This is a genomic window from Bartonella sp. JB63 (assembly GCF_002022665.1).
Classification (GTDB): Bacteria; Pseudomonadota; Alphaproteobacteria; order Rhizobiales; family Rhizobiaceae; genus Bartonella.
Genome location: NZ_CP019788.1, coordinates 469,771 through 484,719 on the forward strand (window position 1 = coordinate 469,771; position 14,949 = coordinate 484,719).

At 33.1% G+C, this 14,949-nt stretch carries 8 protein-coding genes and 1 tRNA gene; 3 read left to right on the forward strand and 6 right to left on the reverse strand.

Going from position 1 to position 14,949, the window contains the following annotated elements:
* Positions 1-159: 159 nt before the first annotated feature.
* Positions 160-1,005, reverse strand: coding sequence for a 23S rRNA (adenine(2030)-N(6))-methyltransferase RlmJ (locus BJB63x_RS02040; RefSeq protein WP_078718804.1), 846 nt, complete (start codon positions 1,003-1,005; stop codon positions 160-162).
* 197 nt (positions 1,006-1,202) lie between these two features.
* Positions 1,203-1,278, reverse strand: a tRNA-Lys gene (locus BJB63x_RS02045).
* 489 nt (positions 1,279-1,767) lie between these two features.
* On the opposite strand from BJB63x_RS02045, the gene BJB63x_RS02050 reads away from it, so the two are divergent.
* Positions 1,768-3,333 carry a TerC family protein gene (locus tag BJB63x_RS02050; RefSeq protein ID WP_078719627.1) on the forward strand — a complete coding sequence of 522 codons (1,566 nt, stop codon included), beginning with the start codon at positions 1,768-1,770 and terminating at the stop codon, positions 3,331-3,333.
* Between the two features lie 190 nt (positions 3,334-3,523).
* On the opposite strand, the gene BJB63x_RS02055 is transcribed toward BJB63x_RS02050, so the two are convergent.
* The 3 genes from BJB63x_RS02055 to secD form a co-directional block, all read right to left on the reverse strand.
* Positions 3,524-4,432, reverse strand: coding sequence for a lysylphosphatidylglycerol synthase transmembrane domain-containing protein (locus BJB63x_RS02055; protein WP_236823879.1), 909 nt, complete (start codon positions 4,430-4,432; stop codon positions 3,524-3,526).
* A 70-nt stretch (positions 4,433-4,502) separates the two neighbouring features.
* Positions 4,503-6,257: a YbaL family putative K(+) efflux transporter gene (ybaL, locus tag BJB63x_RS02060; protein WP_078718806.1), complete on the reverse strand. Its 1,755-nt coding sequence runs from the start codon at positions 6,255-6,257 to the stop codon at positions 4,503-4,505.
* Positions 6,258-6,372: 115 nt separating this feature from the next.
* Complete coding sequence (secD, locus tag BJB63x_RS02065; RefSeq protein WP_078718807.1) at positions 6,373-8,877, reverse strand: protein translocase subunit SecD; 2,505 nt, start codon at positions 8,875-8,877, stop codon at positions 6,373-6,375.
* Between the two features lie 527 nt (positions 8,878-9,404).
* Here secD and BJB63x_RS02070 point away from each other — a divergent pair.
* Complete coding sequence (locus BJB63x_RS02070; RefSeq protein ID WP_078718808.1) at positions 9,405-11,747, forward strand: mechanosensitive ion channel family protein; 2,343 nt, start codon at positions 9,405-9,407, stop codon at positions 11,745-11,747.
* 443 nt (positions 11,748-12,190) lie between these two features.
* On the forward strand, positions 12,191-13,189 hold the full coding sequence (gene ilvC / locus BJB63x_RS02075; RefSeq protein ID WP_078718810.1) for a ketol-acid reductoisomerase: 999 nt from the start codon (positions 12,191-12,193) through the stop codon (positions 13,187-13,189).
* Between the two features lie 97 nt (positions 13,190-13,286).
* Here ilvC and BJB63x_RS02080 read toward each other — a convergent pair whose 3' ends face one another.
* Complete coding sequence (locus BJB63x_RS02080; RefSeq protein ID WP_078718811.1) at positions 13,287-14,672, reverse strand: amino acid permease; 1,386 nt, start codon at positions 14,670-14,672, stop codon at positions 13,287-13,289.
* Positions 14,673-14,949: the final 277 nt, after the last annotated feature.

The following is a 14,949-nucleotide window of genomic DNA, read 5'->3' on the forward strand; positions in this document are numbered from 1 at the left end:
ACTATTTTATATTTGAAATGTGAAATGATTTTTTCTAATCAAGCGCTTTGTTTATTAATTGCTGTTTTTTCTATAAATAATCGTATTATGGCATCAGAATTAATAATTTTTAGAGTGAGTTTTATTAAAAATACAAATAATAAAGATCATAAATTAGTTCTATGAAAGCCATTTTTGTATGACTTGTGCATGCTTATCCTGTCCAAGATGATTGATAAGGAAAGGACTGATTTTTTTCATTTCGTTTTCAAGAAGATGAGGAGGATTAATAAGGATCATGCCACTACCATGAATTGTAGGTGGGGATGCGCTTTTTCGAATACGCATCTCGAGTTGTAAAATTTTTGGAATTCCTGTTTTGTGAAGTGCATGAAGAAAAATTTCAATCTCTTTATTATATTTAACAGGATACCATAAAGCATATAATCCTCCAGGGAAACGCCGATATGCTTTCACTATTCCTTCAATAAAACGGGAAAATTCTCCTGGTTGTTCAAAAGAAGGATCAACGAAAATAAGCCCACGTTTTTCTTTTGGTGGTAGATGAGAATTTAAAGAGAGCCAACCATTTAGATGCAGAATTTTTGTTTGATAATCACCAGCAAAGTGACTGGCTAAAATTTGGTAATCTTCACGGTGCAATTCAATTGCGGTTAGTCGATCTTTTTTACGTAATAGTTGGCGAATAAGAATAGGTGATCCAGGATAGAAAGTAACTTCTTTATTTTCTTTATTGATTGCAAAAATAACTCCATACCATGGGGCAAGAAGCTCTTTTAAGTCTTCAGGGATAGAAATTGAGAGAAGTCGTCCGATGCCTTCACGCCATTCTCCTGTTTTATATGCTTCTATAGAAGAAAGGTTGTAGAGCCCAATACCCGCATGCGTATCTATAACACGAAAGGCTTTTTCTTTGTGTTTGAGGTATTCTACGATCCGTGTGACAATAATGTGTTTAAAGACATCAGCAAAATTGCCAGCATGATAAATATGCCGATAATTCATGAGTAAACTTTATCATATATAAAATTGTTTACCAAATTTCTTTTTAACATAAATAAAGACTTTTTATGCTAGAAAAAGATCCAACAAAAGATCCAAAATCCAGAAAAGTTTAAATTTTCAAAATCTATAAAGATTATTAGAATTTTAAAAGCATTTAGAATTTTATTTATGTTTTTTCACTAACCAATTGATTTTATTGGTGGGTGATGAGGGAATTGAACCCACGACCCGCTGATTAAGAGTCAGCTGCTCTACCAACTGAGCTAATCACCCACAGTTTTTCAAGAGATAAAAATAAACAATCTTCTATAACGCTCCTAAAAGAGGATGTCTAGATAGACTCATTGTTTTTGATATATTTATGAAATGAATAGTGTTTATATTATAGTTACGCTATAAATTAAAAAATATGCTTCTCCTCTTGATATTATATAAAAATAAACCTATTAATTTAAGAAGTTTTATAAATAGTTGTTCTAGTTAGTGTAGAACTATAATTGGAGGATCGTCGAGCGTAATGCCCGGACAAGATTCAGGAGAGTCTTCTTCTTGTATTAAATGGTGTAGGTTGTTGTTTTTTATGTATTTTATCAACAATCGTACCGATTTAAGCACTGCTTTGAAGGTACCTATTTTTGCATGTAATTTATTTATATTGAATATTATTCATTACTTATGCGGATGAAGGTTTATGTTTTTTTTCATCAGCAAAGTGCATTTAAGCTTTTTAATTTTTAAGATATTTTTAAAGGGTGGGCTATAATGGAATGGATCACTGATCCCCATGCGTGGTTTGGCTTGGTTACATTAATTTTTCTCGAAATTGTTTTAGGTATAGATAATCTTGTCTTTATTGCGATCTTAGCAGAAAAATTACCTTTACATTTACGTGATCGTGCATGTTTTATAGGTTTAGCTTTAGCTTTATTGATGCGGCTTTGTCTTCTGACAGTTATTGGTTGGGTAATGAGTCTTGATAAGGTAATTCTTTCTATTTCATCCTTTGTGTTTAGTTGGCACAACCTAATCTTGGTTAGTGGTGGAGCTTTTTTGTTAGCAAAAGGAACATTGGAGTTACACGAAAGACTAGAAAGTACGATGCATACACAAAAAAAAGGAGTTATTTATGCTGTTTTTTGGCAAGTAATTATTCAAATTGTTGTGCTTGATGCAGTGTTTTCTCTTGATAGTATTATTACTGCAACAGGTATGATTGTTAAAGAACAAGCAATGGTTATGTATATAGCGGTTATTATTGCTATGGGTGTTATGATGTGGGGATCAGGAACCCTTATGCGTTTTATTAATCGTCATCCTACTATTGTGATTCTATGTCTTGGTTTCTTAATGATGGTTGGTTTTACTCTCATTGTTGAGGGATTTGGCTTTCATATTCCGAAGGGTTATTTATATGCCGCTATTGGTTTTTCGGTTGTTATTGAAGCTTTTAATCAAATTGGACGTCGTAATCGTGAAAAGATGATTACAACAAATGATCTACGTGAACGGACAGCTGATGCTGTTTTGAGGCTTTTAGGAGGTGGTAAAAAAGGTAGTAATCTTAGTGAAACTGTAGACGTTATTGTTGAACAAGCTGCTAATTCAGAAATTTTTCGGCCAGAAGAAAAAGAAATGATTCGCGGTGTTCTTGACTTAGCAGATCGCCCCGTACGTTCTATTATGTCACCGCGTAATGAGATCGAATGGTTAGATTTGAGTGGTGATGAAAGTGAAATGCGTGAAGAATTGCAACGAGTTAAACATAGCCGTTTAATTCTTGCGCGTGAAAAAATAGATGAATTTGTTGGTGTTGCTTTGACCAAAGACCTTCTTTTAAATTTAGCTGAGGGGAAAAAGATTAATTGGCAAAAAGCTATGCGTGAGCCTCTTGTTGTTCATGAGAATACGGGTGTTTTACGATTAATGGAGAAATTACGGCATTCTTCAATTCAACTTGCTATTATTGTTGATGAGCATGGATCTTTGAAAGGTATTGCAACACCAACAGATATTTTTGAGGCGATTGCAGGTGATTTTCCTGATGATGATGAAGAATCTGTTGTGGCAGAAAAACTCGAAGACGGAAATTTACTTGTTGAAGGATATGCTGATATTCGTCGTTTAAGTGGTTATCTCGAGCGTAATCTTGTTGATGAATCAGACCGTTATACTACACTTGCAGGATTTATGCTTTGGCGTTTGGGTCATTTACCAAATGAAGGTGAAAGTTTTGAAGCGGAAGGTTTATGTTTTAAAGTCATTGAAATGGATCGTCGAAATATCTCTAAAGTTCTTATCTCTCAACTTATTTTGCAGGAGAAGTACTAATTGTTAAAGTAAAAAATGAATAATCGAAATTATTATGACGAATAATTAAGATGATAGAGAAATTTTTTTATCAATTGTGTGAGTGTTATCATTTTAGCAAATTGCTAATTGCATACTAGCCATATGCAAAGATTTAGCTAAGTTTTTAAGATATTAATCTGTATAAAAATAAATAAAGTGAAATTGTTTTTTATTCAGAGCGAGTTTTCTGTGTTCGTTTAAGATATTGTTGAGTTTCAAAAATCGCTATAAAGAATAATGAAATGATAAGTGGTATGATCAAATAGAGGATTCTAAATACGATAAGTGCAGCAATAACATCAGTAGGGTCTGTATTGGGCATACCTGTTATAAATAAAGCTTCAAGAATTCCTAAACCTCCTGCAGGGGCATTGGAGAGAAGAGTTATAGAAAAAGATGCAAGAAAAACACCGAGTACAGAGATAAAATTAACGTCAGTATCGTTTGGTAGCACAGCGTATATAATTCCTGCTGCTCCTAAGATCTCTAGTGGGCTAATGATGAGTTGTCGAATGACAATTTTAAGCTGCGGATAGGAAAGTTGTGTCTTTTTGTTTATACGTAATGGTTTTAATTGCAACCAACTGCCTAAAATATAAAGAGCTATACAAGTAAGTAAAATCAAACCGATTATTACGCCTAACCATTTGGGAAAACCATTATGAATGAGGGTTATAATTTCTGGTTGTAAGATTAAGACGATGCCAGAAAGTAAGATTGTGCCAATTGCAAAAGTAAGTGAACAAAAACCTACTAATATAGCAATTTCTGTTCCACTTAGCCCTTTTATTGTATAAGCGCGATAACGTACGACGGCGCCCGAAAAAACCGATGCGCCAATATTATGTGAAAGTGCATAGGTGGTGAATGAACATATAGCTATAAATGTCCAAGAAATTTTACGACCGAGATGTTGCAAAGCAATGCGATCGTAACCAGCAAGAGCTGAATAGGCGATAAATGAGCAAAAACAAGCTAAAAGCCAGTGATGTATGCTTAAATTAGAAAGACGTTCTAATACATCATTGAACGAAATAGCAGATAATTTCATATAAAGAATGCGGATCGATATTAACATCGCTAAGATGCCAATAAGTGGCCATATAAATTTCTTTAAGTTACACACTTCTGTATCCATTTTTGCTTTTTTATATTTTTTGTAAAGTTAATTCATTATCAGACGTATTCCTTATAGATCTCTGTCCAATTATATATTCAATAAAACCATTAGCGATTTCTTTGTCGTTTGTCACTACAATATCCGCTCCTAAATCGACTAAGTAAGATGTTTCTGACTCAGACAATGCATGAGCAATTATTTGAAGATTTTTGTTCAGATGGCGTATATTTACTATACATTGTCCTGCTTCAATAGTGCTTCGCATTGTAATAACGACTTTACATGCCTCTCTAATATTTGCTGCATCAATAATTTCCTCTTTAATAATATTACCACAAATTGTTTCAATACCATCTGCTATTGCTTTATCAGCAAGACGCTTTGATTCTTCAATTACTATAACAGGCTGATCTCTTTTCATTAAAAATGATGTTATATATCTTCCGACACAGCTATAACCAATAATTACGATATGATCAGTTTTTGAAGTAGTTGGTAGAACTTCTTCATCAGAATCCTGAGGATCGATAGTAATGACTGTTTGCTTATCTTGCAAGTTGGCAGAAGAATTTTCTAGATGTTTTTTAATTTTATCAATGGCAAAAAAGACAAGAGGATTGAGCAAGATAGAAAGAATTGCACCTCCAAGGATTAAGTCACGAGCGTCATTGTTTAACAGTCCAAGGCTTGAACCCAATCCTGCAAGGATAAAAGAAAATTCTCCGATTTGTGCTAGACTAGCTGAAATGGTCAAAGCTACTCCATTAGAATAGCGGAAAGCTTTAACAATGAAAAAAGCAACAGCAGATTTTCCTATGATGATAATCGATAAGGTTGCGAGAAGAGAAAAAAAGTTAGTTAGAATTTTCATAGGATCGAATAACATGCCCACAGAAACAAAAAAAAGAACGGAGAATGCGTCTCTCAGTGGTAAAGATTCTTCCGCTGCACGATGACTTAATTCTGATTCACTCATCATCATGCCTGCAAAAAAGGCACCAAGAGAAAACGAAACACCAAATAAGTGAGCTGCTCCAAAAGCTACTCCTAATGCAATAACAAAAACACTAAGACGAAATAATTCACGCGATCCAGATTGTGCACTCACTTTTAATAACCACGGGATAAAACGCTTTCCAATAACAAACATGAGAGCAACAAATACAATGATTTTTAAAATCGTTAATCCAACAATTTCCCAAACATTTAAATTTAACCATTGAACAAGAGGGTCGATTGGTTCCTTTTTTGTATTACCAAGGATATTTGCTAATGCAGGTATGAGAACTAATATTAGAATCATGGCTAAATCTTCAATAATTAGCCAACCAATTGCAATACGTCCCTTTTCTGTTTCGATCAAGCATCGTTCTTGCAGAGCGCGTAACAAGATTACAGTACTTGCTGTCGATAGTGCTAAACCAAATACTAAACCATCACTAAGTTGCCATCCCATGATCCAACCGAGGCATAAACCAAGAAAAGTAGCAAATACCATCTGTGTAATGGCTGCAGGGATAGCAATGGCTTTAACAGATAAAAGATCTTTTAATGAAAAATGTAGTCCAACACCGAACATCAGCAAAATAACACCAATTTCAGCAAGTTGGTTGATCAGAATAGAATCTACTTTAAAACTCCCTATATTGGGTCCTACAATGACACCAGCTAATAGATATCCTACTAATGGAGAGATACGCAAACGGTTAGCAATCATTCCGAAAATAAATGCTAAACATAAACCTGCAACAATAGTTGTAATTAGTGGCGTATCATGAGGCATAATTATAGTATAGTGCTTTCTTTATAAAGAGTTGTCACGATGATTATATTTTAAAAGAAAAGAATAACATATTATATAAATTAACACGCTATTTTAATTTGGTATTTATATGATTTTAATTGTTATTTCCTTTATTCTTTTTATACCACCAATTATTTAATAGTAATAAAATGGGAGCTGCAATAAAAATGGAAGAGGACGTTGCAATAATAATACCAAAGACTATAGGCCATGCAAAATTATTGACAGCACTTCCTCCCCATAGAGCCATAGGTAACATAGCTAATATTGTGGTAGCTGATGTAAAAATACAGCGTATAAAAACCTGGTTAATTGAAAGATCAATTATTTCACTCAGTGGTGTTTTTTTATAAAGGCGCATATTTTCACGCATTCGATCATAGACAACAACCTTATCATTGATCGAATAACCAACAATTGTTAAAAGGGCAGCGATGGCTGTTAAATTGAAATCAAATTGAAATAAAGCAAAAAAACCAACCATTTTTATAATATCAAGGATTAGTGTAACAATTGCTCCAATTGCAAAAAACCATTCAAAACGCCACCAGATATAGAGAGACATAGCAATCGTTGCTAAAATGACAGCAGTAAAACCAGCTGTAGCAAGCTCGCTTGAAATCTTAGGACCAACAATTTCTGTTTGATCAAATGTTGTATCTGGATAGATGCTTTGCACAGTTTTTTTGACTTTATCAATAGCGATAGTTTGTTCCACTTCTCCACCACTTTGTTTCTGTATGCGAATCAGTACTGTGTTTTCATTATCAATATTTTGCAGTGTAATTTCACCGATATTAAGAGCAGAAAGATTTGAACGCAAACTTACCAGGTTTGTCGGTGTTTTTGTCGTAATGCTTATTTGGCTACCACCAACAAAATCAATTCCAAAGTTTAAACCAGGTTTAAAAAACAAAAAAATTGAAAACAGTGATAAAATGATTGAAATACCAACACCAATGAAACGGACATTCATGAAATGAAAGGTTGTATTTTTAGGAATAAAATTGAAAAAAGACTGAAACCGCAGTTTTTTTATTTTCCATTTATTCACTACCCAAATCATCATAATTCGTACTATGGTGATTTCAGTAAACATAGATATAATAATGCCAAGTAACATTGTTACAGCGAAACCGCGAATTGGACCGGTTCCAAACAAAAATAGTAAAGCAGTTGCAATGACAGCTGTCACATTGGCATCAAGGATAGTTGAAAAAGCTTGTTTAAACCCACGATCTAAAGCAGCGAAAGTGCTTATATCTTTTTTACTTTCTTCGCGAATACGTTCATTAATCAAAATATTGGCGTCAACAGCGATACCAATACCTAAAATAATACCAGCAATGCCAGGCAATGTAAGCGTTGCACCAAGAAGGCTTAGTGCAGAAAATATCAAAATAGTGTGCAGTGCTATCGCTATATCAGCAATAATACCCCAGATACCGTATAAAAGAAAAATAAAGATTGTAACAAAAATAAAGCCCATAATACCTGTATACAGGCCCATTTTAATAGAATCAGCGCCAAGATTTGGGCCTACAGTTCTTTCTTCAATAACGGTTAATGGTGTAGGCAGAGCACCAGCGCGTAGCAAAGCAGCAAGGGTTGATGCTTCTTTAGGATCAAAATTTCCTGTGATTTGTCCTTGCCCATTGGGGATGACGCTATTAATGACAGGAGCAGTTAAGACTTTATTATCAAGAACAATTGCAAAAGGACGGTTAATATGTTGGCGTGTTATTTCTGCAAATATCTTTGAGCCGATAGAATTCATAGTGAATGAAATGATAGAGCGCCCAGGTATTTGCGGATCGAATCCTGCGCGTGCATCTTTAAGAACATTTCCATCCAAAGCAATTTGATCATAAATTGCATAATGTTGATTTGAGTCAGTATAACCAGGAAGAATTGAAACACCTACAGGTGGATTATTGATATCAACATTAGCAGGTACAAGGTGAAAAGTCATTTTAGCAGTAGTTCCTAGAAGATCACGTAATTGTTTTGGGTCTTGTAGGCCAGGCAATTGCACCATAATACGATTGGTTCCTACTTTTTGGATAGCAGGTTCAGTAACACCAACTTGGTCAATACGACGGCGAATAATTTCTAAGCTTTGTTCAACAGCTTTATTAACACGATCATTAATACCAGAGTCAGTTAATGTTACACGAATAGTTTCGTTTTGATTACTGACCACAATGTCATTAGCTGTGGTACCAAAGCTATTGGTTATAGGTATGATTAGTGTTTCTAAAGCAGTGACAGCTTTTTTATTTTGTGTAGTATCAGAAATAACAACGACAATACTATCATCTATAATACGAACACTAGATGTGTGAATTTTTGCTTCACGCAATTTTATACGTACATTGTTTAAAACCGTACGTAACTGATCTCGTTTTAATGTTTTGATATCTACTTCGAGCAAAAGGGAGGACCCTCCTTGAAGGTCTAGCCCAAGTGTTACATGGGTATTAGAGAGGAATTTCGAATTTTTGATTTGTTCTTGCGAAAATAAGTTAGGTAAGGCAACGTAAATGCTGCTTAAAAGAATAAAACAGTAAAAAGTAGCCAGCCATCTAGGTGTACGCATGATATATTCCAATTAGTAGACACGTTAAAATAATCAAAGTTAAACGCGAAAGAAAAAGGTAAAATAGAATTGTTGTTTTATAGATCAAGTAAGGGGAGGGGCATGTTGATTTAAAAAGTTGCGTTTGAAGGCTATGAAATTGTGTAGGAGAAATTATGGCAGGAATTGAAAATACATTCAATACTAATATACTTTGAAAAAGTACAACTATTAAAATTATATGGTCAGTGTGTTATTGTTTGATTAGTGTGAAGCCTAGATCATAAATTATTGAAATTTTAAAGCTGGATAGAAAAAATAGATTATATAAAGAGAAAAAATTTTCTTTTTTGCAATATAAATGCAAAAAAACATATTAAAGTCCTTTTCTTCTATTGTTGAGTTTGACTTATTTCTTATTTACTTTTTTATCAGCATTATTTGATGAAGGAAGGTTTTTTATAGGCTTTTTTATAAAAATTTGGAATGCTTATCATATATCATATTTTAAGGGAGTACTTAAATAAATGTTTATTCTTAGGATGAAGATGTATTCACTTTTAAAGAGAGCCTTCCCTTTTTTCTTAATTTTTTTGACTAATATTTTCTCTAGTGCTTTTGCATGGGGAGATTTAGAATCAACATCACAATCGGTTGAGATTGATAAAATTATTCAACAGCAAGGAATGATTATTGAGTCTCTTGTGCAAGATATTAAAATTTTACAAGTAAGCTTAAAAAGTAAACCAGAAGATGAACATGTTTTGACAAAATGGCGGTTGCAGGCACGAGATATCAGTAAGAAAGCTTTAGAAGGAGCATCTATTTTACGCATTTCTCTTAATGATATTAATGAGATTATTAATCAGTTGACTATACTAGGTGATAATACAAAAAATTTGGAAAATGAGAAAAAAGAGTACTCAAATATCACAGAACAAAAAAATAAAATTAATAGTGCACTTAATAAATTGGAAGAAATATTTTTAGCTGCAAATAAGATAGCAGAATTGACGATTTCTCAGTCTCGAGAGCTTTTTGCACGTATGCTTACACAAAGGTTTGAATTTTCAATATCAATGGTTCAAGATGTTATTGAAAAAACCAAAGAGGTCTTTGGTGATTTTTTATTATTATTTGATTCTTGGTGGAAATTTGTACTTTACTTTAAACCTTTACAATTATTTTTTGCTTTTTTTATTCCATTTATTGTTACTTTAGGTCTTTCATATTTTTCTAGTAAATCTATTGCTTATGTAAAGTTTTATTTTCTCAAAAAGAATGATGAGATATCTTATTTACAGCGTTTATTGATTGCTTTGATTTCAATTTTACTTCCTTCTTTTATATGTGCTATTTATGTTTATCTGACATTATTTTTATTTCGCAGTCTTGGTTTATATCTAGGAATACTTACAGAAGTATTTTATACGATAGGACACCAAATTATCTTAGTCTTTTTATTGAATCGTATAACAGTTATTCTTTTATCGCCATATAGAGCGCATATACGTCTTTTGAACGTTGCACCGTTGGCAGCATATCAATTGATAGTTTGTCTGACTCTTTTAGGTATGGTTTTTGCATTAGATACTATTATAGATAGTATTTATCGAATAATATCAGTATCTTTTTCTTTGATTATTGAGAAAAGCTTTATTTCTGTTTTCCTTATGGCAGTCTTGTTATTTATTATCTCGTTTGTACCTTTGCAGTTTAGGCGTCAAAGTACAAGAGAGGAAGCACCGTCTTGGCTGTTTTGTATACGTATTCCAATCATTATGCTTGGATTGTTGCTGATCATAATAGCTTTCTTAGGTTATATTGGTTTAGCTCGTTTTATTATGCAACAGGTTGTGATCTGTAGTGTATTTTTGGCGTTGATGTATTTGGGTGTGCGAAGTGCTTGTGCTATCGGAATTGAAGGGGAGTTTATCAGAACGAGTGTTGGTCGTTCTTTGGTAAGACGGTTTCATTTAGAAGAAAAAACAATGAATCGATTGGGAATTATTAGCAGTATTTTTCTCAATTTGATTGTTATTGTATTTTGTACGGTGCCGATTGTTATGCAATTTGGTTTTTCATATTCCGATATAGGTACAATATTGTTGCAATTAATGACCAGTATTCAAATTGGTAGTATATCTATTTCTTTGATTTCTGTTGTCATGGGAATAATCGTTTTTTTTATCTGTTTGTTTTTTAGCCGCCTATTTGTTAGGTGGTTAGATATTACGGTGCTAGTGCGTGGAGAGTTCGATTCTGGCGTACGTAATTCTATCAAAACAGTCATAACTTATGGTGGCGTTGCCATATCAACCTTAATAGGGTTATCAATAGCAGGTTTAAATGTTAGGAATTTTGCGCTTATTGCTGGTGGGCTTTCGCTTGGTATTGGTTTTGGTTTGCAGAATATCGTCCAGAATTTTGTATCTGGTCTTATTATTTTGATTGGGCGACCTTTTAAATTAGGGGATTATATAGAAACTGGATCAGTGCGTGGTATTGTAAAACGCATCAGTGTACGTGCGACAGAAATTGAAACATTTCAGCGTCAGACAATTATTGTTCCAAATTCAAGCCTTATTAATAATAATGTGAGCAATTGGACGCGTCCTAGTAAAATAGGGCGAATTGATATACCTCTTACTGTTTCAACTACCCTTGATCCAGAGCGTGTTGTTGAAATGTTATTGGAGGTTGCTTCAGTAATAGAAGGAGTTTTAAAAAATCCTGCACCACAGGTGAGTTTTACAGCATTTGATAGTAAGAATTTTTCATTTACTTTAGCTGTTTATGTACCTAATATTACTTCTACTTCTAAGGTAACTAATGCACTTCATTTTATACTTTATAAGCGTTTTGTTGAAGAAGGAATTTTGCAATGCTAAAACATAACTATATTTTTATTGCGATGAGCTTATAGAGAACTTTTACTACAAAAGTCTTTTTGCAACCATAAAAAATGCTGATTCAAAAATAAAATTTCTTATTGTTTCTGAAGGGAGAAACCTTCCAAATATTTCATTAAATTCTGATTGAACAGTTACAATTTGTATAGGGCTGTTTTGTTATTTTCTCTAATCAGGGTTATAAAGAATTTTTCAAATAAGATAATTTAAATACTAATATCAAAAATTTTAATTATTTTTTCAACTTTAGGATCTTTTTGTTTACAATATGAAAATTTAAATTTATTCAGATGCCACTTTATCCATAAGTCGTGGTGTGACCATCTGCCAAATATGAAATATAATATACTCAAGGAGAGATTACTTTCTATCCGCAAAAATTCTGAATTTCAATTTAAATATTTCTATGGGAAAGTATTATTATGCGTGTTTATTATGATAGTGATGCAAACGTTAATTTAATTAGAGAGAAGAAAGTAGCTATTATTGGTTATGGTTCTCAAGGGTGTGCTCATGCATTAAATCTAAAAGATTCTGGTGTTAAAGATATAAAAGTTGCTTTGCAATCAGGATCAGCAACAGTTAAAAAAGCTGAAATAGATGGTTTTGAGGTTGTAAATGTTGTTGATGCAACAAAGTGGGCAGACTTTATTATGATGGCGGTGCCTGATGAATTGCAGGCGGATATTTATAAAGATTCTATTCGTGATTATTTGCGTGATGGTGCAGTAATTGCTTTTGCGCATGGTTTGAGTATTCATTTTGGTTTAATTGAAGTCAAAAAAACAGTTGATATCGTGATGGTTGCACCAAAAGGGCCAGGCCATACAGTACGTAGTGCGTATCAACGTTGTGTTGGTGTACCTTGTTTAATCGCAGTTGAACAGGATAGTTCAGGGAATGCTCATGATATAGCATTATCTTATGCTTGTAATATTGGTGGTGGACGTGCTGGTGTGATTGAAACAACATTTAGAGAAGAATGTGAAACAGATCTATTTGGTGAACAAGTTGTACTTTGTGGCGGACTTGTCGAGCTTATTCGTGCAGGTTTTGAAACACTTACAGAAGCGGGTTATGCACCAGAAATAGCCTATTTTGAATGTTTAAATGAGGTTAAGTTAATTGTTGATCTTCTTTATGAAGGTGGTATTGCGAATATGAATCGTTCAATTTCTAATACAGCTGAATGGGGCGAATATATATCTGGTCCACGTGTGATTACTAGTGAAACTAAGGCTGAAATGAAGCGTATTTTGAAGGATATTCAGACAGGTAAATTTATATCGGATTGGATACAGGAATATAAAGCTGGCGCTGCACACTTTAAAAGTATGCGGCGTTTAAATGATATCCATTCTATTGAAGAAGTTGGTAAAAAAATTCGTGCTATTATACCACCGATTAAAAAGTGCAACTGAATTTTATATTGAACTAGTGAAAAACTAATAAAAAACACTATACAAAGAGTAATAGAAGAAAAATTACCCTTTTAGGATGTTGTTTTATTATTTGTTTTTAATAAAGTTTTTTTCCAAAAACAGAATACATGATTCCTAAGAAAACAAACCATAGTGGAGTATATTTTAAAGCTATTAAGGTATCAGATTCTAGTGTCAGTAAAAAAAGAATAAAGATAAAGAAAGCTAAAATAACCCAACACATAAAAACACCGCCTGGCATTTTATAAGTAGAAGTAATATGTTGTTTAGGGTAGTTGCGGCGATAAGTAATATAACTAATTAAAATTATAGACCATACGAATATAAATAAAATTGCTGCAATGGTAGTAATAATTGTAAAAGCACTTATAGTAGTTGGGGATAATGATAAAAGTGTATAGCTTAACAAAACACATAAACAAGAGAAAAATAATGCATTCGCTGGAACATAATTATTAGAAAGTTTTCCTAAAAAACTAGGTGCTCCTCGTTTAGTGGCAAGACCATATATCATACGGCTAGTAGAAAAAATGCCACTATTCGCTGAAGATGCTGCTGATATTAGAACAATAAAATTAACTAATCCAGCAGCAGTTGGAATACCGACTAGTAAGAACATTTCTACAAATGGGCTTTTATCGGAAGCAACTTGATTCCAAGGTGTAACTGACATAATTACAATGAGAGAGAAAATATAAAAGAGTACGATACGAATAGGAATTGAGTTGATTGCTTTTGGCAAAATTTTTTCGGGTTCTTTGACTTCAGCTGCAGTTATTCCAGCTAGTTCAATACCAACGAAAGAAAAAATACTAATTTGAAATCCAGCAAAGAATCCGGCAATACCTCGAGGAAAAATATCTCCATTATTCCATACGTTACGAAGAGAAGAAAGAGTGCCATTTGGAGAGGTGAAGCCAATAAAAATCATATAAAATCCAATAACAATTAATGCTAAAATTGCTACGATTTTGATAAGACCAAACCAAAATTCAAGTTCACCAAATAATTTTACTGCTACGAGATTAAATATTAAAAAGAAAACAATACAGATGAGAACAGGAATCCAGGGATTCAATTCAGACCACCAAAATTGTGCATAATTAGCTATCGCAATAATATCTGCTGTTCCAGTTACAATCCAACACAACCAATAAGTCCAGCCGATAAAGAATCCAACTTTTGGTCCTAGAAGATGAGCTGAAAAATCAATAAAAGACCGGTATTGTGTATTTGAAAGAAGCAATTCTCCCATAGCACGCATGATAAAATAAAGAATACAACCGATAATAGCATAGACTAATATAATTGAAGGGCCAGCAATACTAATTGTCTTCCCTGATCCCATGAATAGACCGGTTCCAATAGCACCACCAATGGCAATCAGTTGTACATGACGATTATCTAATCCACGTTGTAATTTCCTTTGATGATTTTCAGCTAAATTTTTTTTATAGTCCATTTTTGTGAAGACCTCCTTATTATTAAGGCTAAATTACGCTAATAAAAAAGGCAATTACTCATATAGGAAGCATGATATAAGTGAGTCGTAAAAAAGAAAACATTTTTAATAATTTTAGCTGACTTAATAGATTCACAAAATTAAGCTAGTTGATAAAGCTTTGATTGCTGTGTTTGGATGAGTAACAATATAAACTTAGATATAGTTTTTTAATTACTCTTCGGAAATCTATATTGTTTTTTTACTTAGGTAATGTGAGAATATTAGTTTCATTCAT

Coding starts and splice junctions, on each gene's coding strand:
- BJB63x_RS02055 (WP_236823879.1), bottom strand. CDS start 4,432: ATGTTAATATCGATCCGCATTCTTTATATGAAATTATCTGCTATTTCG.
- ilvC (WP_078718810.1), top strand. CDS start 12,191: ATGCGTGTTTATTATGATAGTGATGCAAACGTTAATTTAATTAGAGAG.
- BJB63x_RS02080 (WP_078718811.1), bottom strand. CDS start 14,672: ATGGACTATAAAAAAAATTTAGCTGAAAATCATCAAAGGAAATTACAA.
- BJB63x_RS02050 (WP_078719627.1), top strand. CDS start 1,768: ATGGAATGGATCACTGATCCCCATGCGTGGTTTGGCTTGGTTACATTA.
- secD (WP_078718807.1), bottom strand. CDS start 8,877: ATGCGTACACCTAGATGGCTGGCTACTTTTTACTGTTTTATTCTTTTA.
- BJB63x_RS02040 (WP_078718804.1), bottom strand. CDS start 1,005: ATGAATTATCGGCATATTTATCATGCTGGCAATTTTGCTGATGTCTTT.
- BJB63x_RS02070 (WP_078718808.1), top strand. CDS start 9,405: ATGTATTCACTTTTAAAGAGAGCCTTCCCTTTTTTCTTAATTTTTTTG.
- ybaL (WP_078718806.1), bottom strand. CDS start 6,257: ATGCCTCATGATACGCCACTAATTACAACTATTGTTGCAGGTTTATGT.